25 protein-coding genes are annotated in these 21579 nt (G+C 56.1%); 15 read left to right on the top strand and 10 right to left on the bottom strand.

The features are described from left to right. Positions 1–88 precede the first annotated feature (88 nt). Positions 89–418, bottom strand: coding sequence for a biofilm peroxide resistance protein BsmA (bsmA, locus tag ACMWKK_RS09365; protein WP_025758271.1), 330 nt, complete (start codon positions 416–418; stop codon positions 89–91). 137 nt (positions 419–555) lie between these two features. On the opposite strand from bsmA, the gene yjfP reads away from it, so the two are divergent. Then, positions 556–1278, top strand: a complete 723-nt coding sequence (gene yjfP, locus ACMWKK_RS09360; RefSeq protein WP_112780415.1) for an esterase — start codon at positions 556–558, stop codon at positions 1276–1278. Here the strand turns inward: yjfP and ulaR are convergent. Together ulaR and ulaG are read right to left on the bottom strand one after the other, a co-directional pair. Continuing rightward, positions 1275–2030, bottom strand: a complete 756-nt coding sequence (gene ulaR / locus ACMWKK_RS09355; RefSeq protein ID WP_032643819.1) for an HTH-type transcriptional regulator UlaR — start codon at positions 2028–2030, stop codon at positions 1275–1277. The two genes, yjfP and ulaR, sit on opposite strands and share 4 nt — an antisense overlap. A gap of 110 nt (positions 2031–2140) precedes the next feature. Continuing rightward, on the bottom strand, positions 2141–3205 hold the full coding sequence (gene ulaG / locus ACMWKK_RS09350; RefSeq protein WP_112780416.1) for an L-ascorbate 6-phosphate lactonase: 1065 nt from the start codon (positions 3203–3205) through the stop codon (positions 2141–2143). Positions 3206–3564: 359 nt separating this feature from the next. Here ulaG and ulaA point away from each other — a divergent pair, with 359 nt between their 5' ends. The 6 genes from ulaA to ACMWKK_RS09320 are packed head-to-tail and all read left to right on the top strand — an operon-like array spanning position 3565 to position 7972. Beyond that, positions 3565–4965: a PTS ascorbate transporter subunit IIC gene (gene ulaA / locus ACMWKK_RS09345; RefSeq protein WP_112780417.1), complete on the top strand. Its 1401-nt coding sequence runs from the start codon at positions 3565–3567 to the stop codon at positions 4963–4965. 12 nt (positions 4966–4977) lie between these two features. Further along, complete coding sequence (gene ulaB / locus ACMWKK_RS09340; RefSeq protein WP_003856022.1) at positions 4978–5283, top strand: PTS ascorbate transporter subunit IIB; 306 nt, start codon at positions 4978–4980, stop codon at positions 5281–5283. Positions 5284–5292: 9 nt separating this feature from the next. Next, complete coding sequence (gene ulaC, locus ACMWKK_RS09335) at positions 5293–5760, top strand: PTS ascorbate transporter subunit IIA (protein WP_032643822.1); 468 nt, start codon at positions 5293–5295, stop codon at positions 5758–5760. Positions 5761–5772: 12 nt separating this feature from the next. Further along, positions 5773–6423 (top strand): 3-keto-L-gulonate-6-phosphate decarboxylase UlaD, encoded by a 651-nt coding sequence (gene ulaD / locus ACMWKK_RS09330; RefSeq protein WP_023334265.1) that lies wholly within the window; start codon positions 5773–5775, stop codon positions 6421–6423. 9 nt (positions 6424–6432) lie between these two features. Then, positions 6433–7293 carry an L-ribulose-5-phosphate 3-epimerase gene (locus ACMWKK_RS09325; protein WP_045329868.1) on the top strand — a complete coding sequence of 287 codons (861 nt, stop codon included), beginning with the start codon at positions 6433–6435 and terminating at the stop codon, positions 7291–7293. Beyond that, entirely contained in the window at positions 7286–7972 is a 687-nt protein-coding gene (locus ACMWKK_RS09320) for an L-ribulose-5-phosphate 4-epimerase (RefSeq protein ID WP_112780419.1), read from the top strand. The genes ACMWKK_RS09325 and ACMWKK_RS09320 overlap by 8 nt, the downstream gene beginning before the upstream one ends. A 132-nt stretch (positions 7973–8104) precedes the next feature. On the opposite strand, the gene yjfY is transcribed toward ACMWKK_RS09320, so the two are convergent. Continuing rightward, positions 8105–8380, bottom strand: a complete 276-nt coding sequence (yjfY, locus tag ACMWKK_RS09315; RefSeq protein ID WP_112780420.1) for a DUF1471 family protein YjfY — start codon at positions 8378–8380, stop codon at positions 8105–8107. 340 nt (positions 8381–8720) lie between these two features. Between yjfY and rpsF the strand changes: the two genes are divergently transcribed. The 4 genes from rpsF to rplI are packed head-to-tail and all read left to right on the top strand — an operon-like array spanning position 8721 to position 10160. Further along, complete coding sequence (rpsF, locus tag ACMWKK_RS09310; protein ID WP_014068637.1) at positions 8721–9116, top strand: 30S ribosomal protein S6; 396 nt, start codon at positions 8721–8723, stop codon at positions 9114–9116. A gap of 6 nt (positions 9117–9122) precedes the next feature. After that, complete coding sequence (gene priB, locus ACMWKK_RS09305; RefSeq protein WP_008502895.1) at positions 9123–9437, top strand: primosomal replication protein N; 315 nt, start codon at positions 9123–9125, stop codon at positions 9435–9437. 4 nt (positions 9438–9441) lie between these two features. Further along, a complete protein-coding gene (rpsR, locus tag ACMWKK_RS09300) occupies positions 9442–9669 on the top strand; it encodes a 30S ribosomal protein S18 (protein WP_000135199.1) in 228 nt (75 codons plus the stop codon). A 41-nt stretch (positions 9670–9710) separates the two neighbouring features. Then, a complete protein-coding gene (gene rplI, locus ACMWKK_RS09295; protein WP_024907318.1) occupies positions 9711–10160 on the top strand; it encodes a 50S ribosomal protein L9 in 450 nt (149 codons plus the stop codon). 68 nt (positions 10161–10228) lie between these two features. Here the strand turns inward: rplI and ACMWKK_RS09290 are convergent, their stop codons facing one another. Next, complete coding sequence (locus ACMWKK_RS09290) at positions 10229–10873, bottom strand: OapA family protein (protein ID WP_045329859.1); 645 nt, start codon at positions 10871–10873, stop codon at positions 10229–10231. Positions 10874–11106: 233 nt separating this feature from the next. On the opposite strand from ACMWKK_RS09290, the gene fklB reads away from it, so the two are divergent. Continuing rightward, positions 11107–11727, top strand: coding sequence for an FKBP-type peptidyl-prolyl cis-trans isomerase (fklB, locus tag ACMWKK_RS09285; RefSeq protein WP_008502892.1), 621 nt, complete (start codon positions 11107–11109; stop codon positions 11725–11727). Between the two features lie 311 nt (positions 11728–12038). Next, entirely contained in the window at positions 12039–13448 is a 1410-nt protein-coding gene (gene cycA / locus ACMWKK_RS09280; RefSeq protein WP_112780421.1) for a D-serine/D-alanine/glycine transporter, read from the top strand. Positions 13449–13534: 86 nt separating this feature from the next. Here cycA and ytfE read toward each other — a convergent pair whose 3' ends face one another. Next, complete coding sequence (gene ytfE / locus ACMWKK_RS09275) at positions 13535–14197, bottom strand: iron-sulfur cluster repair protein YtfE (protein WP_112780422.1); 663 nt, start codon at positions 14195–14197, stop codon at positions 13535–13537. 243 nt (positions 14198–14440) lie between these two features. Here ytfE and ACMWKK_RS09270 point away from each other — a divergent pair, with 243 nt between their 5' ends. Continuing rightward, complete coding sequence (locus ACMWKK_RS09270; protein ID WP_112780423.1) at positions 14441–16090, top strand: methyl-accepting chemotaxis protein; 1650 nt, start codon at positions 14441–14443, stop codon at positions 16088–16090. 79 nt (positions 16091–16169) lie between these two features. Here the strand turns inward: ACMWKK_RS09270 and ACMWKK_RS09265 are convergent, their stop codons facing one another. The 3 genes from ACMWKK_RS09265 to ACMWKK_RS09255 form a co-directional block, all read right to left on the bottom strand. Then, the gene (locus ACMWKK_RS09265) at positions 16170–17135 is read right to left on the bottom strand and encodes a DMT family transporter (protein WP_112780424.1); all 966 of its coding nucleotides are present in this window, start codon (positions 17133–17135) and stop codon (positions 16170–16172) included. A 75-nt stretch (positions 17136–17210) separates the two neighbouring features. Further along, positions 17211–18035 carry an AraC family transcriptional regulator gene (locus ACMWKK_RS09260; protein ID WP_112780425.1) on the bottom strand — a complete coding sequence of 275 codons (825 nt, stop codon included), beginning with the start codon at positions 18033–18035 and terminating at the stop codon, positions 17211–17213. An 81-nt stretch (positions 18036–18116) separates the two neighbouring features. Next, positions 18117–18965, bottom strand: coding sequence for an SDR family oxidoreductase (locus tag ACMWKK_RS09255; protein WP_112780426.1), 849 nt, complete (start codon positions 18963–18965; stop codon positions 18117–18119). 84 nt (positions 18966–19049) lie between these two features. Here ACMWKK_RS09255 and ACMWKK_RS09250 point away from each other — a divergent pair, with 84 nt between their 5' ends. Then, a complete protein-coding gene (locus ACMWKK_RS09250; protein ID WP_048994033.1) occupies positions 19050–19436 on the top strand; it encodes a winged helix-turn-helix transcriptional regulator in 387 nt (128 codons plus the stop codon). Between the two features lie 81 nt (positions 19437–19517). Here ACMWKK_RS09250 and ACMWKK_RS09245 read toward each other — a convergent pair whose 3' ends face one another. Then, a complete protein-coding gene (locus ACMWKK_RS09245) occupies positions 19518–21461 on the bottom strand; it encodes a bifunctional 2',3'-cyclic-nucleotide 2'-phosphodiesterase/3'-nucleotidase (protein WP_112780427.1) in 1944 nt (647 codons plus the stop codon). Positions 21462–21579: the final 118 nt, after the last annotated feature.

The raw sequence follows: 21579 nt of genomic DNA, 5'->3' as shown, positions 1-21579 counted from the left end.
CTTCCATTGACGCGGGCATGGAGTTTATTGTGGACAGGAAAATGTCTATGGACGCAAAGCAGTGTAAATCTCGTTCAAAGGAAAACCATTATTTCCGGTACAAAATGGCCTGTGAATACCACTGTCCCGTTATAATGGTTTCGTCGATCATAATGATGACGTAATAATCTGCTTTGGCGGCGACGGCCTGTGCTTTTATTGCCTCTTCAGCGTCATCCGGGGAACCGCGAACCAGCGCGGAGACGGTGCCCATTCGTTGTAATCCTTCCGTCTGATTACGACGAATCTCCTGTGGATGATCGGCGACCGGTGGAGCGGGTTGCGGCGTTCCCTGCAGCGCGCTACAGCCACTGAGCAGAAACACCAGCAATAAAGCAGCAAACCTGCGCATAACCATATCTCGTTTCCTGATAGCCATAGTGTAGTTGTCTGTGAATTTAGTTTTGGGGGAATGTTCCCGAAGTGTTATCTGGGACGAATATTTCGAATGAAAATGACGTGAAAGCGTAACCCAGTTCTCAACATTATGAATCATACATTCGTACAGGGTCGACAATGATTGAAATTGAAATACGCCACCTCGGCGACCATGAAATTTTACACGCCATACCCGCAGGTAAACGCGATAAACCGCTGCCGGTTGTGGTTTTTTATCATGGGTTTACCTCATCGAAGCTGGTTTACAGTTATTTTGCGGTCGCGCTGGCGCAGGCGGGTTTTCGCGTGGTGATGCCCGATGCGCCTGACCACGGCGGGCGCTTTATGGGTAATGAGCAGGCGCGCCTTGGGCAGTTCTGGCACATTTTGCACGGCAGCCTGACCGAGTTTGCCGGACTGCGCGACGCGCTTTATGAGGCTGGGCTGGTGGCCGACAATCGTCTGGCGGTTGCCGGGGCATCGATGGGCGGTATGACGGCGCTGGGGATCATGACGCATCACCCTGAAGTGACGTCGGTCGCCTGCCTGATGGGCTCGGGCTACTTTACGTCGCTGGCGCAGACGCTTTTCCCGCCGCAGGATTTAACGGAAATCACCGCGATGCTGGCAGAGTGGGACGTGTCCCGGGCATTGCCGCGCGTGGCCGATCGCCCGCTGCTGCTGTGGCACGGTGACGCGGATGACGTGGTTCCGCCGGGGGGAACCTTTCGTCTGCAGCAGGCGTTAATGAATGAAGGCCTGGACGGTAATCTGACCTGTCTGTGGGAGCCGGGCGTTCGCCACCGCATCACGCCAACGGCGCTGGACGCCACGGTGGCGTTTTTCCGCCAGCATCTTTAAACGCGCAGGACCTTCACGCCCTGATCTTCCAGCTTCTGGAGGATCTCAGGGTTGGCCCCTTTACCGGTGATCACCATGTCGATCTGTTCGGCACGGCTGAATAACATCCCTGCGCGCTCGCCCACTTTGCTGCTGTCGACCAGCACAACGAGCTTGCCCACGACGTTGAGCATGTTTTGCTCCGCCATTGCGGTCAGCATATCGGTTTTATACAGGCCGTCCGCCGTCAGGCCTTTGCCGCTGGTAAACATCCAGTGCCCGGCATAGAGACTGTTTTCGCTATCCTGCGGGCTAAGGGTGATTGACTGGCTTTTGTTGTACTGCCCACCCATGATCACGACGCTCTCGTGCTCCTGATCGATCAGATAGTTGGCCAGCGGTAAATAGTTGGTGATGATCTGTACCGGCTTGCCGCACATTTCACGGCCCAGCAGAAAGGCGGTGGAGCCGCAGTTAATGACCACGCTCTCACCGGGATTAACCAGCTGCGACGCGGCTCTGGCGATCCGCACTTTTTCATCATGATTCTGCGCCTGATGAATATTCATCGGCGTCCAGCGGGGGCGCTGCTGGCTAATCGCTTCCGCGCCGTTGCGGACCTTTTTCAGCTTGCCGCTTTCATCCAGCTTGTTGATGTCTCGCCGCGCGGTGGCGGGGGAGATCCCTAAACGTTCGATCGCTTTCTCGACGGTGATAAACCCGGTTTGCGCCAGGAGTTCGAGGAGAATTTGATGCCGTTGCGCTTCCGTCATGAGCTATTCCGATAAGAATTGATTTAAAAAGATGATATTTGAAATAGCGTGAAATTACTAAAAGAAATATGGCATCGCCAGACATGACGTCTGGCGATGTGGCTGCTCAATCAGAGGAAGGACTTGAACGGCAGGTCTGGCTCAATGGTGAAGCAATCGTCGAAACCACGTGGATAGTGATATTCCAGATTATCTTTGTCCAGTGGCCAGGTGAACTTGCCGCCGACCTGCCAGATGAACGGCTTGAAGCCGTACTTCAGGCGATCTTTTTTCATCTCCCACAGCACGCGGATCTCCTGCGGATCGGCCTGGAAGTTTGACCAGATATCGTGGTGGAACGGAATCACGACCTTGGTGTTCAGCGCTTCGGCCATACGCAGCATATCGGCGCTGGTCATTTTGTCGGTTATACCGCGCGGGTTCTCGCCATACGACCCGAGCGCCACGTCGATCTGGTGTTCGTTACCGTGCTTCGCATAGTAGTTCGAGTAGTGGGAGTCGCCGCTGTGGTACAGGGAACCGCCAGGGGTTTTAAACAGGTAGTTCACCGCACGCTCGTCCATGCCGTCCGGCAGCACGCCTGCAGCCTTCCGATCGGCCGGCAGCGTAATCAGCGCGGTACGGTCAAAGGCATCCAGCGCGTGGATTTCAATGTCTTTGATTTTCACCACATCGCCAGGCTTCATCACGATGCAGCGCTCTTTTGGCACACCCCAGCCAATCCAGAGATCCACGCAGGTCTGAGGTCCGATAAACGGCACGTTGTCCGCACAGTTTTGCATCACCGCTGCCGCCACGTTCACGTCGATGTGATCGTTGTGATCGTGAGTGGAAAGCACGGCGTCGATCTGGCGAATGGCAAACGGATCGAGCACAAACGGCGTGGTACGCAGGTTCGGCTGCAGTTTTTCCACGCCCGCCATGCGTTGCATCTGATGGCCTTTTTTCATCAGCGGGTTGCCGTGGCTCTGCTTGCCGGTGCCGCACCAGAAATCGACGCAAATATTGGCACCGCCCTCAGATTTCAGCCAGATACCGGTACAGCCCAGCCACCACATTGCAAACGTGCCAGGAGCAACCTGTTCCTGCTCGATCTCTTCATTCAGCCAGCTGCCCCACTCCGGGAAGGTGCTCAGAATCCATGATTCACGGGTGATGGTGTTCACTTTACTCATCGTTTTGACTCCTGGGTTTAATCAAAAGTAATCACATGGTGATTTGTTGTGATTAACTCTGGCACCATTTGATACGCTTTGCAATGACAAAAGTGCGTAATTTTAACTGCCTGACATCACAGAACCTTCGTTTTATTCTTGTTAGACTATCCTCTAATAATCATTAATTGCATGAATTATAAAGAGTAATTCATTTTTTATGTGCGGTATTGAAAATCATTACTAACACCATGGAAATAATTTGCGTGATGCGTCACAAATAATCAAATTCAATCTTGTGGTGATTATTTGTGATTACTAGAGTGATGGCACCAACCACACAGGGATTGCCCCTCGTGTTCTCATTTCTGGAGAGAGTTATGGAGATCCTCTACAACGTCTTTACCGTGTTCTTTAATCAGGTAATGACCAACGCCCCGCTGCTGCTGGGTATCGTGACGTGCCTGGGTTACATCCTGTTGCGTAAAAGCGTCAGCGTGATCATCAAAGGTACGATTAAGACCATTATCGGTTTTATGCTGTTGCAGGCAGGCTCAGGTATTCTGACCAGCACGTTTAAGCCGGTTGTCGCCAAAATGGCGGAAGTTTACGGCATAAACGGGGCGATTTCTGACACTTACGCCTCTATGATGGCAACGATTGACCGCATGGGTGACGCCTACAGTTGGGTGGGATACGCGGTTCTGCTCGCCCTGGCGCTGAACATTATCTACGTGCTATTGCGCCGCATTACCGGCATTCGCACCATCATGCTCACCGGGCACATCATGTTCCAGCAGGCGGGGCTGATCGCGGTTTCTCTCTATATCTTCGGCTACTCCATGTGGACCACGGTTATTTGCACCGCGGTGCTGGTCTCGCTCTACTGGGGCATCACCTCCAACATGATGTACAAGCCAACCCAGGAAGTGACCGACGGCTGTGGCTTCTCCATCGGCCACCAGCAGCAGTTTGCTTCCTGGATTGCCTATAAAGTTGCGCCATACCTGGGCAAAAAAGAGGAGAGCGTTGAAGACCTCAAGATGCCCGGCTGGCTGAATATCTTCCATGACAACATCGTCTCAACCGCTATTGTCATGACTATCTTCTTCGGCGCCATTCTGCTCTCCTTCGGCATTGACGTGGTGCAGGCGATGGCAGGCAAAACGCACTGGACGGTGTATATCCTGCAGACCGGCTTCTCCTTTGCGGTAGCTATTTTCATCATCACTCAGGGCGTGCGCATGTTCGTCGCCGAACTCTCTGAAGCCTTCAACGGTATCTCCCAACGCCTGATCCCCGGTGCCGTGCTGGCGATTGACTGTGCCGCTATCTACAGCTTTGCGCCAAACGCCGTCGTCTGGGGCTTTATGTGGGGCACCATCGGTCAGCTGATTGCGGTGGGCATCCTGGTCGGCTGCGGCTCCTCCATCCTGATTATTCCTGGCTTTATCCCGATGTTCTTCTCCAACGCCACCATCGGCGTCTTTGCTAACCACTTCGGCGGCTGGCGCGCAGCGCTCAAGATCTGCCTGGTGATGGGCATGGTGGAAATCTTCGGTTGCGTGTGGGCGGTCAAGCTCACCGGCATGAGCGCCTGGATGGGCATGGCGGACTGGTCAATTCTGGCACCGCCGATGATGCAGGGCTTTGCCTCCGTCGGGCTGGTCTTTATGGCCGTCATCATCCTGATTGCTCTGGCTTATATGTTCTTCGCTGGCCGTTCGCTGCGAGCTGAAGAAGATGCGGAAAAACAAACAGCAGAAGTGTCTGCTCATTAAGGAGTTTCGATTATGACCGTACGTATCCTGGCTGTGTGTGGCAATGGGCAAGGCAGCTCCATGATCATGAAGATGAAAGTGGACCAGTTTTTAACCCAGTCCAACATCGACCACACGGTAAACAGCTGCGCAGTGGGTGAATACAAAAGTGAACTGAACGGCGCCGATATCATCATCGCCTCTACCCATATCGCCGGTGAAATCAGCGTGTCGGGCAATAAATATGTGGTAGGCGTGCGCAACATGCTGTCGCCTGCGGATTTCGGGCCAAAACTGCTGGAAGTGATCAAAGAGCACTTCCCACAAGACGTGAAGTAAGGACGCCACATGAAACTACGCGATTCGCTGGCAGAAAATAACTCCATCCTTTTACAGGCTGAGGCCAGCACCTGGCAGGAAGCGGTGAAGCTGAGCGTGGATCTGCTGGTTAAGGCTGACGTTGTCGAGCCGCGTTACTACCAGGCCATTCTGGATGGCGTGGCGCAGCACGGCCCTTACTTTGTGATTGCCCCGGGGCTGGCTATGCCGCACGGGCGTCCTGAAGAGGGGGTGAAGAAAACCGGCTTTGCGCTGGTGACGCTGAAAACGCCGCTGGTGTTTAACCACGAAGATAACGATCCGGTCGATATTCTGATCACCATGGCCGCCGTGGATGCGAACACCCACCAGGAGGTGGGCATCATGCAGATCGTCAATCTGTTTGATGATGAAGCCAATTTCGACCGTTTACGCGCCTGCCGTACCGAGCAGGACGTGCTGGATTTAATCGATCACGCCACTGCGGCGGCTGTTTAAGAGGGAATTGAAATGTCATTACCAATGTTGCAGGTCGCGCTGGATAACCAAACGTTGTCCCACGCTTACGAAACCACCCGCCTGATCGCGGAAGAAGTCGATATCATCGAAGTGGGCACCATTCTGTGCGTTGGCGAGGGCGTGCGTGCCGTTCGCGACCTGAAGGCGCTCTATCCGCACAAAATCGTGCTGGCAGATGCCAAAATCGCCGACGCGGGCAAAATCCTCTCCCGCATGTGCTTCGAAGCCAACGCCGACTGGGTCACCGTGATCTGCTGTGCGGATATCAACACCGCCAAAGGCGCGCTGGACGTGGCAAAAGAGTTTAACGGCGACGTGCAGATTGAGCTGACCGGTTTCTGGACCTGGGAGCAGGCTCAGGAGTGGCGCGATGCGGGCATTCAGCAGGTGGTGTATCACCGCAGCCGCGACGCGCAGGCCGCAGGCGTGGCGTGGGGCGAGGCGGATATCAGCGCGATCAAGCGTCTGGCCGATATGGGCTTCAAGGTCACCGTGACCGGTGGCCTGGCGCTGGAAGATCTGCCGCTGTTCCAGGGTATTCCCATTCACGTCTTTATCGCCGGTCGCAGCATTCGTGATGCCGCGTCTCCGGTGGAAGCGGCGCGTCAGTTCAAACGTTCAATCGCTCAGCTTTGGGGCTAAGGAGCGGGTATGTTGTCAAAACAGGTCCCGCTTGGCATCTATGAAAAGGCACTCCCTGCGGGGGAGTGCTGGCTGGAGCGGTTACGGCTGGCAAAACAGCTGGGTTTCGATTTTGTCGAAATGTCCGTGGATGAGACGGACGAGCGTCTCTCTCGCCTCGACTGGAGCCGCGAGCAGCGCCTGGCGCTGGTGAGCGCCATTGCCGAAACGGGCGTGCGCGTGCCGTCCATGTGCCTGAGCGCCCACCGCCGTTTTCCGCTCGGCAGCGAAGACGATGCCGTGCGTGCGCAGGGGCTGGAGATCATGCGTAAAGCCATCTGCTTTGCGCAGGATGTCGGTATTCGCGTGATTCAACTGGCGGGGTATGACGTTTACTATCAGGACGCCAACGATGAAACGCGCCGTCGTTTCCGTGACGGTCTGAAAGAGAGCGTCGAGATGGCAAGCCGCGCGCAGGTCACGCTGGCGATGGAGATCATGGACTACCCGTTGATGAACTCCATCAGCAAGGCGCTGGGCTACGCGCACTATCTGAACAACCCGTGGTTCCAGCTTTATCCCGATATCGGCAACCTGTCGGCATGGGATAACGACGTGCAGATGGAGCTGCAGGCGGGCGTCGGGCATATCGTGGCGGTGCACGTCAAAGATACCCGTCCTGGCGTGTTTAAAAACGTACCGTTCGGCACCGGGGTGGTGGATTTCGAACGGTGCTTCGAGACGCTCAGGCAGACTGGCTATTGCGGGCCGTACCTGATTGAGATGTGGAGCGAAACGTCGGACGACCCGGCTGCGGAAGTGGCCAGGGCGCGGGACTGGGTGCGCGAGCGTATGGCGCGGGCAGGTTTGCTGGAGGCTGAACATGCTTAAGCTTAAACAGCAGGTCTTTGAAGCCAACATGGATCTGCCGCGCTATGGGCTGGTGACTTTCACCTGGGGTAACGTCAGCGCGATTGACCGTGAACGCGGCGTCATCGTCATCAAGCCCAGCGGGGTGGCGTATGAGACCATGAAGGTCGACGATATGGTTGTCGTGGACCTCGAAGGAAACGTTGTAGAGGGGCAGTGGCGTCCTTCTTCGGATACCGCCACCCATCTGGCGCTTTACCGACGCTATCCGTCCCTTGGCGGCGTGGTGCATACCCACTCAACCCATGCCACCGCCTGGGCGCAGGCGGGCCTGTCCATCCCCGCGCTGGGCACGACCCACGCGGACTACTTCTTTGGCGATATCCCCTGCACGCGCGCATTAACGCAGGAGGAAGTAGAAGGCGAGTACGAGCTCAACACCGGAAAGGTGATTATCGAGACGCTGGGAGAATGTGAACCGCTGCATACGCCGGGTATTGTGGTGTATCAGCACGGTCCGTTCTCCTGGGGAAAAGATGCTCACGACGCCGTCCATAATGCGGTCGTCATGGAGGAAGTGGCCCGCATGGCGTGGATTGCCCGCGGCATCAACCCACAGCTTCAGGGTATTGATAACTGCCTGATGAACAAGCATTTCATGCGCAAGCACGGCCCGAATGCCTACTACGGGCAGAAGTGAATAAGTGCTCTGGAATACCGAAAACAGTTGTAACCGGTGGTATTCCGGAGCCATTCACAAAAAAAAGCCCCCGGGCAGGGGGCAACGTCAACTATGGCTATGTTCTCGTTGTTGGCTTTCCTGGTGCTAGCGTTATCGGTAAATATCTGCACTGGCGTGCATATTGCCGTTGCTGCCGGGCTCACGGATTAACATCGCGTGATAATAGGTTGCGCCCTGTGCATCGGTTTCTTTGTTTAGTGCCTGATCTGCTTCACTTTCCGTGGCGAAATTATGATTGATGTAAATGACGCCCAAGCTTTGCACATCATCCATGTTTCTGGCCTGTCGGCCGTCTATCTTGATGGCTGCCATCGCGTTTGCACTGAGCAAAAGCGCCGCCATTATGGCTAATGCGATTTTTTTCATGATATGCGCTCCACGACTGCGTGCGGTGTGAGGGGGATGCTCCTCCTTTTATTCAGGTGATCTCTGATTAAAGTGTAATCACTCATCCGGTGGGGATGCGTGACCATTTCTGATGCAGTTGTTCAAAAAAACAACGCTTCCAGATGTGACCAATTTTAAATCACCCACTTAGACCCGCTTCGCGGTTTGTGCGAATTATTTGTGCAATCAGCTTGAGTTTCCAGGGGCGCGCAAGTATTATGACGCGTCAATTTTTCAGCCGACCTTTAACACGTTCCTTGCCTCCCCGGGCCTCGGCTGACCCAGACAGGAGGCTGAATAATCCGTAAGGAGCAATTCGATGCGTCATTACGAAATCGTTTTTATGGTCCATCCTGACCAGAGCGAACAGGTTCCGGGTATGATCGAGCGTTACTCTGCTGCCATCACTGGTGCAGAAGGTACGATCCACCGTCTGGAAGACTGGGGCCGCCGTCAGCTGGCTTACCCGATCAACAAACTGCACAAAGCACACTACGTTCTGATGAACGTTGAAGCGCCGCAGGAAGTGATCGATGAGCTGGAAACTACCTTCCGCTTCAACGATGCCGTTATCCGCAGCATGGTTATGCGTACCAAAAACGCAGTTACCGAAGCATCTCCGATGGTTAAAGCGAAAGACGAGCGCCGTGAGCGTCGCGATGATTTCGCAAACGAAACCGCAGATGATTCTGATGCTGGGGATTCTGAAGAGTAATTTCTGATGACCAACCGTCTGGCGTTGTCCGGCATCGTATGCAGGGCTCCCCTTCGAAAGGTCAGTCCATCAGGAATTCCGCATTGCCAGTTCGTGCTTGAGCATCGTTCTGTGCAAGAGGAAGCCGGGTTTCACCGGCAGGCGTGGTGCCAAATGCCCGTTATTATTAGCGGTCACGAAAACCAGGCCATTACTCACAGTTTAACGGTCGGTAGCGCAGTAATCGTTCAGGGGTTCATCTCTTGCCACAAGGCAAAGAACGGCCTGAGCAAAATGGTTCTGCATGCCGAGCAGATTGATTTGATAGATTCTGGAGACTAGCCATATGGCACGTTATTTCCGTCGTCGCAAGTTCTGCCGTTTCACCGCGGAAGGCGTTCAAGAGATCGACTATAAAGATATCGCAACGCTGAAAAACTACATCACCGAAAGCGGTAAGATTGTCCCAAGCCGTATCACCGGTACTCGTGCAAAATACCAGCGTCAGCTGGCTCGCGCTATCAAACGCGCTCGCTACCTGTCCCTGCTGCCGTACACTGATCGTCATCAGTAATCGGGCACGGTCCATTAATACGACTTTAAGAGGATAAGGTAATGCAAGTTATTCTGCTTGATAAAGTAGCAAACCTGGGCAGCCTGGGTGATCAGGTTAACGTTAAAGCGGGTTACGCACGTAACTTCCTGGTTCCACAGGGTAAAGCTGTTCCAGCTACCAAGAAAAACGTAGAGTTTTTCGAAGCACGTCGCGCTGAACTGGAAGCCAAACTGGCTGACGTTCTGGCGGCTGCTAACGCTCGCGCTGAAGCAATCAACGCACTGGGCACCGTTACCATCGCGTCCAAATCTGGCGACGAAGGTAAACTGTTCGGTTCCATCGGTACCCGCGATATCGCTGATGCAGTAACTGCTGCAGGCGTTAAAGTGGCTAAGAGCGAAGTTCGTCTGCCGAACGGCGTTCTGCGTACCACTGGTGAGCACGAAGTTGACTTCCAGGTTCACAGCGAAGTGTTCGCTAAACTGGTTGTTAACGTTGTAGCCGAGTAATTTTTTACTCTGCTCACGTTGAAACGCCGGCCTTGTGCCGGCGTTTTGCTTTTTATCGATCCGGAAGCTTAACGCGCCCTGATGAAACTGCCGTCCGGCTGACGGGTAAACAGCACCTGCTGTCCATTCCCGGTATCAATCGTTAACCCCGTCACCACACCGCTGGCATTCTGGCGAATCTGTACCATCTGACCATTTTGCAGGTTACTGAGCGGCTTACCCGCACCTTCCACTTTCGCCATGGCATACACGTCGGTGGGCGGCAGGTTGTGATCGCGGAACAGCTGTGCCAGGGTTTTGCCCGGCTCTACGCGATAGGAACGCCACTGTTGCTCAATGCCGGTGGGCTGTTGCGCCTGAGGCTGGGAGGGGGCAGCGGCCTGATCCTGCGGCTGCTCATCCTGAATGGGTTCTGGCTCAACCGGCGCCACCTGACCCGGATCGTTTGACGGGGTGACAAGCTGCGTCTGCATCGGCTGGGCGTCAGGCTGCGGCCGCGTCTGCGACTGAATGTCCAGTTGGGCATTGCGGGAGACGGGGGCAGTATCGACATCGTCGCCCCCGGAAGGAAGCAGGAAGCCCACAATCACCATCAGCGCGCCAATGATGATCCCTCTGCGATGCAGAGGAGGCAGCGGGTCCATGATGCGAAAATTGTCCGGCGCCTGCCAGATTTTCGCCAGGGTAGGTTTCAGTTCAAATCGCCCGGGCATGGCACTCCTCCTGCTCCGCGTATTTTTTATCCTGTGCCCCGAAGTATAGTTTGCTAACTGCCTGAACGGCGTAGTAAACCCGACATCCGTGACATCAGTTCGGGATTAATCCTGGTTATCCCTATTGTTTCTGTTTCGTCGCGGTTTGTCACCTTAACTTCAGACAAAGTTTTACCCATAAGGGCATGGCTGATATGCTGCCCGCTACTTTAAATGTGATGGAAGGAAAACCCATGACCACCCCGACTTTTGACACTATCGAAGCGCAGGCAAGTTACGGTATCGGCTTGCAGGTAGGACAGCAGCTGAGCGAATCCGGCCTGGAAGGTCTGTTACCCGAAGCGCTGGTGGCGGGTATCGCTGACGCGCTGGAAGGCAAACAGCCTGCCGTCCCGGTTGACGTCGTGCACCGCGCGCTGCGTGAAATCCACGAACGTGCTGACGCCGTGCGTCGTGCGCGCTTTGAAGAGATGGCCGCCGAAGGTGTGAAATATCTGGAAGAGAACCGTGAGCGTGAAGGCGTGAACAGCACCGAATCCGGCCTGCAGTTCCGCGTGATCAATCAGGGCGACGGCGCTATCCCGGCGCGTACCGACCACGTTCGCGTACACTATACCGGTAAGCTGATCGACGGCACCGTGTTCGACAGCTCCGTAGCGCGCGGCGAACCGGCTGAATTCCCGGTCAACGGCGTTATCGCAGGGTGGATCGAAGCGCTGACCCTGATGCCGGTGGGTTCCAAATGGGAACTGACGATCCCACACAACCTGGCCTACGGCGAACGCGGCGCTGGCGCGTCCATCCCGCCATTCAGCACCCTGGTCTTTGAAGTCGAACTGCTGGAAATTCTGTAATCGATTTTTCTTATTTCCTCTCCCCGTTTCGGGAGAGGAAAATAGCGTTAAAACCTATAGTTACGGTGCTATCAACATTTTATCTTGCAAACGAAACTGTTGCGTGTATTTTTGTGAGCTGTTTCGCGCTGTATGAGTGATATGACACTCACTTTCAACATATTATTAACATAATATCTAAATCATAGTATTCATCCCGCCGATTCTTACCTAATATCGATTAGCCCTTACAGGGGAACGTCATCTTTTGACGTATTTAAAGGCCAGAAGAGCCTTAACAACACAGACAGGCATAAACAGGAAAATATCACATGGTAGATCAGGTCAAAGTCGTCGCCGACGAAGAGGCGTCGTCTGAACAGTCGCTACGGCGCAATCTCACAAACCGTCATATTCAGCTTATTGCGATTGGGGGTGCCATCGGTACCGGGCTGTTTATGGGGTCAGGCAAAACCATCAGTCTCGCCGGGCCGTCAATCATATTCGTTTATATGATTATCGGTTTTATGCTGTTCTTCGTGATGCGTGCAATGGGCGAACTGCTGCTCTCGAACCTCGAATACAAATCCTTCAGCGACTTCGCGTCTGACCTGCTCGGGCCGTGGGCGGGCTATTTCACCGGCTGGACCTACTGGTTCTGCTGGGTCGTGACCGGCATGGCGGACGTCGTGGCGATTACCGCCTACGCGCAGTTCTGGTTCCCGGGGCTCTCGGACTGGGTTGCCTCGCTGGCGGTCATTGTTCTGCTGCTGAGCCTTAACCTCGCCACCGTTAAAATGTTCGGCGAGATGGAGTTCTGGTTCGCGATGATCAAAATCGTGGCCATTGTCGGTCTCATCGTTGTGGGCCTGGTGATGGTACTGACGCACTTCCAGTCACCAACCGGCGTTCAGGCGTCGTTTACCCATCTGTGGAATGACGGCGGCTGGTTCCCGAAAGGCATCAGCGGCTTCTTTGCCGGCTTCCAGATTGCGGTGTTCGCGTTTGTGGGGATTGAGCTTGTCGGCACGACCGCTGCGGAAACCAAAGATCCGGAGAAGTCCCTGCCGCGCGCCATCAACTCCATTCCGGTGCGTATCATCATGTTCTACGTCTTCGCGCTGATCATCATCATGTCCGTGACGCCGTGGAGCTCGGTGGTGCCAAGCAAGAGCCCGTTCGTTGAGCTGTTCGTACTGGTAGGCCTGCCTGCCGCCGCGAGCCTGATTAACTTTGTGGTGCTGACCTCTGCTGCCTCGTCCGCCAACAGCGGCGTGTTCTCAACGAGCCGCATGCTGTTTGGTCTGGCGCAGGAAGGCGTGGCGCCGAGCGCGTTCGCCAAGCTCTCTAAGCGTGCGGTACCGGCGAAAGGATTGACCTTCTCCTGCATGTGCCTGCTGGGCGGCGTGGTGATGCTCTACGTGAACCCAAGCGTGATTGGCGCCTTCACCATGATTACCACGGTCTCTGCGATCCTGTTTATGTTCGTCTGGACCATCATCCTCTGTTCATACCTGGTGTACCGCAAGCAGCGTCCACACCTGCATGAGAAGTCGATCTACAAGATGCCGCTGGGCAAGCTGATGTGCTGGGTTTGCATGGCGTTCTTCCTCTTCGTGCTGGTTCTGCTGACGCTGGAAGATGATACCCGTCAGGCGCTGATCGTCACGCCGCTGTGGTTTATCGCGCTGGGGCTGGGCTGGATGTTTATCGGTAAGAAACGCATGGCTGGCATGCGTTAAGCATGATGCCGGGTGGCGCTGACGCTTACCCGGCCTACGTTCGAGGACGTTGCAGGCCCGGTGAGCGCTAGCGCCACCGAGCTTTTTTATTCCCCCGCTAATGCCCGCGGGAACAGAACGTTATTCTCCAGACTGATGTGCTCCATCAGATCGTCAATCATCTCGTTAATGCCGTTGTACATCGCTTTCCACGTTGTGCAGGCCTCTGGCGGCGGCGTGACGTTGTGGGTGGTGTGTTTGATTACCTCCAGCAGTTCGCCCGCGTCATCGTGCTCGCGTTCCATCACGCTAATCGGCCCCATCGCCTGGCTGCCCATTCCCTGTTTAATCATCGGGAAGAGGATCTGCTCTTCCTTCATCATGTGGCTCGAAAGCTCTTCGTGCAGCAGGGTCAGGTACTTCGCCAGACCGCGCGGTACGGAAGGTTTGTCGGCATGGACGCGCTCGACCTTGGTTGCCTGCAGGATCAGTTCCGGGAGCTGTTCACGGTGGCGGTCATGGTACCGCACGATGATATGATCGATGATTTCCGCGAGCGCAGCGGTTCGCCAGTCTTTGTCGACAGGCTGCCCGGCAAGCTGCGCCAGCTCGGCTTCAATTACCTCAACGTCCAGTTCTTTGCGTGAGGCCGCACGCGCCAGGGTTTGCTTACCGCCGCAACAGTAATCCATATCGTACTTACGGAACAGCGCAGAAGCGCGAGGAATGGAGAGCGCCAGCTCGCCAAGGGGTTGGTCGCGAAAGGCCATAGCAGTTACCTCGTCTCAAGAATATAAGGTGCATATTATATGCATCTTTATGGCGGCGCTATAACCCTTTAGAGGGAAGGGAAAAATGTGAGGCAGATCACGTAAAAATTATTCTGTTTAACGCTCTGAATGGACTCAGGAAAGTGGTTTAGAAACTTTTTAAAGGTGGAGAAACAGTAAACAACCCGCTGCGCCTGCCGATATATCCACGTCAGACAAACCTGCATAAAACAAAGGCAACGCATGTTTAAACGTATAAAAGTCATTACCCTTCTGATTTCGGTGCTGCTTGCGCTCGGCATCATGCAAGTGATTTCCGCCGGTATCTTTATCAACGCGCTGAATAACGATAAAAACAACTTCACCGTGTCACAGGTCTCCAGCCAGAACGTGGCGGAGTTTACCGATGCGTGGATCAGCCTGAACCAGGCGCGCGTCACCCTGAACCGCGGCATGCTGCGCCTGCAAAGCAGCATGGCCTCGCAAATTAACGGCGGTCAGCTGAACGAGCTGGTGACCACGGCGAAAAACCTGCTGGCTGAAGCCCAGGTCCATTACGATAAATACTATGCCTTACCGGACACGCCGGGGCTGGATGAGAACCTGACGAATCAGCTTGAAGAGCAGTACCGCATTTACTCTGCAACGCTGACGCAAATGAACGTTCTGCTGAGCCAGGGCAATCTGGAAGATATGTTCAAGCAGAATGCTGAACAAAAGCAAAACGCGATGCAGAAGGTTTATCGTGAATGGCGTGAAGCGCAGGCCGCGCTCACCGATAAAGGCATTCGGGATAACGAAAGTGATTACAAGCACATCCTGTGGATCCTCTCTGCGGTCATGCTGCTGGTGATTGTGGTGATTATCTCCAGCTGGGTCGCCATGCGCCGCGTGCTGCTGCTGCCGCTGGAAGAGGTGATTAACCATATTCGCGCCATTGCGGCAGGGGATTTAACCCAGCCGATTCAGGCAGAAGGTAAAAATGAAATGGCTGTCCTGGCGCGTAACGTGCAGGAGATGCAAACCTCGCTGGCGAACACCGTGGGCGTGGTGCGTGAAGGGGCAGATACCATTTACACCGGCGCAGGAGAAATCTCCGCGGGCAGCAACGATCTCTCTTCCCGTACCGAGCAGCAGGCCGCCTCTCTGGAAGAGACGGCAGCCAGCATGGAGCAGCTGACGGCCACCGTGAAGCAAAACGCCGATAACGCGCGTCAGGCTTCGCGTCTGGCGCTGGACGCCTCCTCAACGGCGAAGAAGGGCGGTAACGTGGTGGAAGGCGTGGTACGTACAATGGACGAAATCGCCACCAGCTCCAGCAAAATCGCGCAAATTACTAACGTGATCGACGGCATTGCCTTCCAGACTAACATTCTGGCGCTGAACGCGGCGGTAGAAGCGGCGCGCGCGGGCGAGCAGGGGCGTGGTTTTGCGGTGGTGGCAGGGGAAGTGCGTACCCTCGCCCAGCGCAGCGCCCAGGCGGCGAAAGAGATCAAAGCGCTGATCGACGATTCCGGCGAACGCGTGAACGCGGGCTCGCAGCTGGTTAACGAAGCCGGGGCGACGATGGCAGAGATCGTCAATGCCGTCACGCGCGTCACCGACATCATGGGCGAAATTGCCTCGGCCTCTGACGAGCAGAGCCGCGGTATCGACCAGGTGGGCCAGGCGGTAGCCGAGATGGATCGCGTGACCCAGCAGAACGCCTCGCTGGTGGAGGAGTCTGCCGCGGCGGCGGCGGCGCTGGAAGATCAGGCTGCACGCCTGAACGACGCGGTTGCGGTGTTCAAAATTACCCGCAATCAGGCGGTTAAAGCCGCGCCGGTGAAAACCTATGTGCCAAAAGCGCAGCCCGCAGCGGCGGCGTCTGAAGGGAACTGGGAGACGTTTTAAGGGCTTGCCCGGTGGCGGCTACGCCTTACCGGGCCTACGGTTATGTAGGCCGGGCAAGCGCAGCGCCACCTGGCAAAAATCACCTCTCCGATGCCGGAACAACCCTCGGTTTTTCCGGCTTCGCTCTCACCGCCATCGCCACCCCCACGACCAGCAGCGCGATCCCGCAGGCCGTGAAGAGCGGCGGCACGCTCTGGCGCATCAGGAAGGTATAAAGCAGCCCGGCCAGGGTTTCGAAGACAATCAGCGGCCCTAAAATCACCGTCGGCAGCTTCTGGCTGGCCACGTTCCAGCACAGCGCGCCTACCCATGAACACAGCACCGCAATCGCCACCATCAGACCAATAAATAGCCACGGTCTCGGCCCAAAGGGCTGGGCGAAGTCCGGCTGCTGATGGCCAAGCCAGAGGCATGCACCGAGATAGCCCACGATGGAAACGGGCAGCGTGACCAGCGCCTGCGCCGTTGCCCACATCATCGGATGCTTGTCCGGGTTCTCCCGCAGCCAGCGGGCATTACGCAGGGCATACCATGCCCAGCACGCCACGGAAATGAACGCCAGCAGAATGCCGGAACCGTAACGCCACAGGTCAATGTCCGCCTGCCCATGACGCAGTTCGTCAATATTGACGCATACCAGCCCCACGGCGGTGCAGATCAGCGCTGGGGCCATTTTTGACCACGCCAGTTTGCCATCCCGGTGGCTGTAGAGCAGGTTAGCAAAGACGGGGATGACGACCGGCAGCGTGCCGATAATCATGGTAGAGACCGGCGCGCCGGTACGCTGAATGGCACTCGCGAGGCAAACGTAGTAAATAAGATTGCCCATCATGGTCAGCGCCAGCGCGGTCACCCAGTCCTGACGGCTGAGCTGACGCAGGCGCGCGCGCCCCAGCCATGCCAGAGGCAGGGCAATCAGCCCCAGCGCCAGATAGCGACCGGTCGACTGCAGTATTGCAGGATACTCGGGTACGATCAGCGGGCCGACAAAAATCAGCCCCCACATCATCCCGGCCAGCAGGGCATACAACACACCACTAATCATTTTTCCACCTACAGATATTTATGCTGTATGCAGTGTAGGAGGCGTAATTGCGCGCGTATTGTATGAGGTTGCGCATCAGCGCCGGATGACCTGCTTCTGGTAGCGCACGGGGGTAATGCCGTAGCGGCGGGTAAACGCGCGGGTTAAATGGGACTGGTCGGTCAGCCCGGTCGCGGCAGCCACTTCGGCAGCGGGCATGCCGTGGGTGAGGAACGCTTTGGCGCGCCACAGGCGAATGGCCATCAGCATCTGGTGCGGCGTCACGTGAAAATGGGCTTTGAACTGGCGCTGAAAATGGTACGGGCTGAGCGAAACGACGCGGGCCAGCTCGTCCAGCGTCAGGGCGTGCATATAGTTGTCGTGCAGATACTCACGTACCCGTTCGAAGCGATGCGCGCCTTCCAGAACCACCGGCGCGTGATGGGCAAACGGCCGGAAGGTCTCGATCAGATCCAGCAGTAATCCCTTTTGCGCAAGCGGATCGTCCGTGTGCCACAGGCCGTAAATGAGCCTGCCGATTTGCTGCGAGCGCAGCGGGTCATGACGGGTTACCTCGCTGAACCACCAGTCCCGGAGGCCGGTCACCTCTTCCAGCAGATCGGGTTCGATATAGACCATCCGGTAGCGCCAGCCGCCTTCGGTGGCGGATTCGCCGGTATGGATCTCGTCCGGGTTCATGGTGACGACGGATTTTTCTGCCGCAAGATGCTGGGTACCGCGATAGCGAAAGCGTTCTGCACCGGTTTCAATCGTGCCGATCCCGAAGGCTTCATGGGTATGGGGCTCAAAGGCGTAGTCAGAAATATGCGCGTGATACAGCTCCAGGCCCGGCAGCTGCGCCAGATGGCGAAAGCGCGCGCTGTCTCTCTCATCAATAAACTGTTCCGGTACGCCTTGCACGGTGAGCCTCCTTACGGGTCATCGCTTCATTATCAGAGATGACCCGCAGGGACGCCACAAAAAATAACCAATCCGTAACAATTACAGGATGGCGTTGACGCTCTCCGCCAGCGGGGTGGTCGGACGGCCAATCAGCCTGCTCAGGGTACGACTGTCGTCAAAGAGTCCTCCTTTGGACGCCCCGACGTCGGAGTCCGCCAGCATATCTGCCAGCCCGGCAGGCAAGCCGACGCTTTTCAGCGCGGCGGCAAAATCCGCTTCGCTGAGATTCTGGTAGCTCACCGGCTTCCCGCTCTGTTTGCTGAGTTCAGCCGCCAGTTCGCTCAGCGTCCAGCCGCGATCGCCCGCCAGTTCATACACCTTGCCCGCATGGCCCTCTTCAGCAATCACCTTAGCTGCCGCTGCGGCATAGTCTGCACGGGTTGCAGAGGCAATTTTGCCTTCGCCTGCCGCACCTATGAACACGCCGTGCTCAATTGCCGGTGGCGCGCTCGCCAGGTAGTTTTCGGTATACCAGCCGTTGCGCAGCAGGGCATACGGAATGCCGGACGCCGCCAGCGCTTTTTCAGTGGCTACGTGTTCAACGTGCAGACCAAGCGGTGAGGTATCCGCATGCAGCAGGCTGGTGTAGGCGATAAATTTCACGCCTGCCGCTTTGGCGGCGTTAATCACGTTCTGGTGCTGGGTTGCTCGCTGGCCGACTTCGCTGGAGGAGATCAGCAGCAGCTTATCCACACCGCTCAGCGCGGCGGTAAAGGCGGCTTCATCCGTGTAGTCCGCCTGACGAACCACAAGCCCCTGCTGGCTCAGGGCCTGCGCTTTCGCCGGGTTACGAACGATAGCCACAATCTGGCTGGCCGGAACGGTTTTTAACAGCTGTTCAATAACAAGATGGCCAAGCTGGCCGGTAGCGCCGGTAATCGCGATCATGATGAATCTCCTTCGTGTTTGTCTGGTGTTGTGGCACACTAGCACCATAGCTAACTTTTAGTAAGTACGTACAAAAAGGTAAGTATGAAAACAACGATACCGACGCTCAGCGAGCAAATGCGCGATGGCAATCTTTTTGCGGAGCAGTGCCCTTCACGCGAGGTGCTCAAGCACGTTACCAGCCGCTGGGGCGTCCTGATTCTGCTGGCCCTGCGTCAGGGAACGCATCGCTTTAGCGATCTGCGCCGTAAAATGGGCGGGGTGAGCGAAAAGATGCTTTCCCAGTCGCTTCAGGCGCTGGAGCAGGACGGGTTTGTCGATCGCGTGTCGTACCCGGTGGTGCCGCCGCACGTAGAGTATAGCCTGACGCCGATGGGCATGGAGGTCAGCGAGAAGGTCGCCGCGCTGGCGGACTGGATTGAGGTGAACACGCCAAAAGTGATGGCGAATCGGGACGATCGCGCGGCGTAAAAGCCGGGTGGCGGCTTCGCCTTACCCGGCCTACAAAACCCGTAGGTCGGGTAAGCGAAGCGCCACCCGACATAATCACCGCTACCTGCTCAGGTCTACCTGATAAATCGCGAAGCCAATATCATCCGTCGCGACCTGCTTCATCGGATACTGCGCCTTCTCCTTGATAAACGCCGCGGCCTTATCGGACGGTGACGTTTCGAAACGGATATCCAGCGGCGTATCGCTGTGGATCGGCGCCAGACGCCAGTTGTTGTCCACTGCCGGACGTATTTCGCCCGCCTTCTTCGACTCCGCGCTGATCCACGCCGCCAGCACCGAGCGGTTCTCGTCCGGCGAGGCAAAGGCGATGTGGCCATCACCCGTGCCGGCAAACTTACCGCCGTAGGCGCGATAGTTGTTGGTCGCCACCAGGAAGGTCGCATTCGGATCGATCGCCTTGCCGTTGAAGGTCAGGTTCTTGATGCGCTCCGCCTGCGGGTTGATCGTCTGACACTCGCCGTCATATTTCGCCGGCTGGGTGACGTCAATCTGGTAGTTGACGCCGTCGATCACGTCGAAGTTATAGGTGCGGAAGCCGTCCCAGTTAATCAGCGGCTGCGGCTTGCTGCTGTGCGGGTCAATCTGGTTAAACTGCCCGGCCGAGCACTCCAGCCACTCCTTCACCTCTTTACCCGTCGCTTTTACCACTACCAGCGTGTTCGGGTAGAGGTAGAGATCGGCGGCGTTACGGAAGGTAAGCTGGCCCTTTTCGACTTCAACGTAGCTTGCCGGGTCATTCTTACGCCCGCCCACCTTGAATGGCGCTGCGGCGGAGAGCACCGGCAGCTTGGCCAGATCCGGATCGCCCTGCACAAAGTGCTCGGCATAGGCCTTCTGCGCCATGTTGACCACCTGAACGGTCGGGTCGTCCTGCACCAGCGCCAGGAAGCTATACATATTATCGGCAGATTTGCCGATCGGCTTGCTGACGAATTCGCGGGTGGCGTCGTGATCGTGCTTCAGCACGTCGACCAGCTTTTTATCTTCCGCCGCCAGCGATGTTTTCGCCGCAGCGTCGTAAATCGGTCGCGCTTCGGCTTTTGACTGGGTGACCTTCCAGTTGCCGCCGTCGTTATTGAGTACCAGATCCACCACCCCAAGGTGGTCGCCCCACATGCCCGGCATGACCGACGGTACGCCGTTGAGCGTCCCTTTCTCAATGTCCGCCCCTTTGATGCTGGCAAAATCTTTGCCCGGGAAGACCGCGTGGGCGTGGCCGAAGAGGATCGCGTCAACGCCGGGAACGTCACTCAGATAGTAAACGGAGTTTTCTGCCATGGCCTGGTACGGATCGGCGGAGAGCCCCGAGTGGGCGACAACGACCACCAGATCGGCGCCTTTTTCGCGCATTTCCGGCACGTATTTGCGCGCGGTTTCGGTGATGTCGTTAACTGTCACCTTACCGTCGAGGTTGGCCTTATCCCACGTCATGATCTGCGGCGGGACAAAACCGATATAGCCGATTTTCAGCGTCTGCTTTTTACCGTCCCGATCGACGACCTCGGTCTCTTTAATCAGATAAGGGGTAAAGAGCGGCTTTTGGGTCTTAACGTCGATGATATTGGCGTTAACGTACGGGAATTTTGCACCGGCCAGGGCGTCATGCAGATATTTCAGGCCGTAGTTGAATTCGTGGTTGCCGAGGTTGCCGACGGTATAGTCCAGGGTGTTCATCGCTTTATACACCGGATGGATCTCGCCTTTTTTCAGCCCCCGGGTTGCCATGTAATCCCCAAGCGGACTGCCCTGAATGAGATCGCCATTGTCGACCAGCACGCTGTTTTTTGCTTCGCCACGCGCCGCGTTGATCAAACTTGCCGTACGTACCAGTCCGAATTTTTCCGTTGGGGTATCTTTGTAGTAATCGAAGTCCATCATGTTGCTGTGCAGATCGGTCGTTTCCAGAATACGCAGATCTACCGTCGCCGCCTGCACGCTCGCTGCAATCAGCGTCGCCAGAAGCGTTGCACTAAACTTAATCATCAGAGGAGTCCTTTTTTCGATGAAGACCACAAAAGAGTATGTATCTATAGCGTGTTGCTTACAGAAATGTGAATCCTGACAGAAAAAAGGAACCTGAAACCGGAATTGCTTCACAGAT

Origin of the sequence: Enterobacter sp. 01-M-03-SI-ECC (genome assembly GCF_047530215.1) — a bacterium.
Lineage (GTDB): Bacteria > Pseudomonadota > Gammaproteobacteria > Enterobacterales > Enterobacteriaceae > Enterobacter > Enterobacter chengduensis.
The sequence above is the reverse complement of the archived record's forward strand: the minus strand, read 5'-3'. Positions and strand labels throughout refer to the sequence as shown.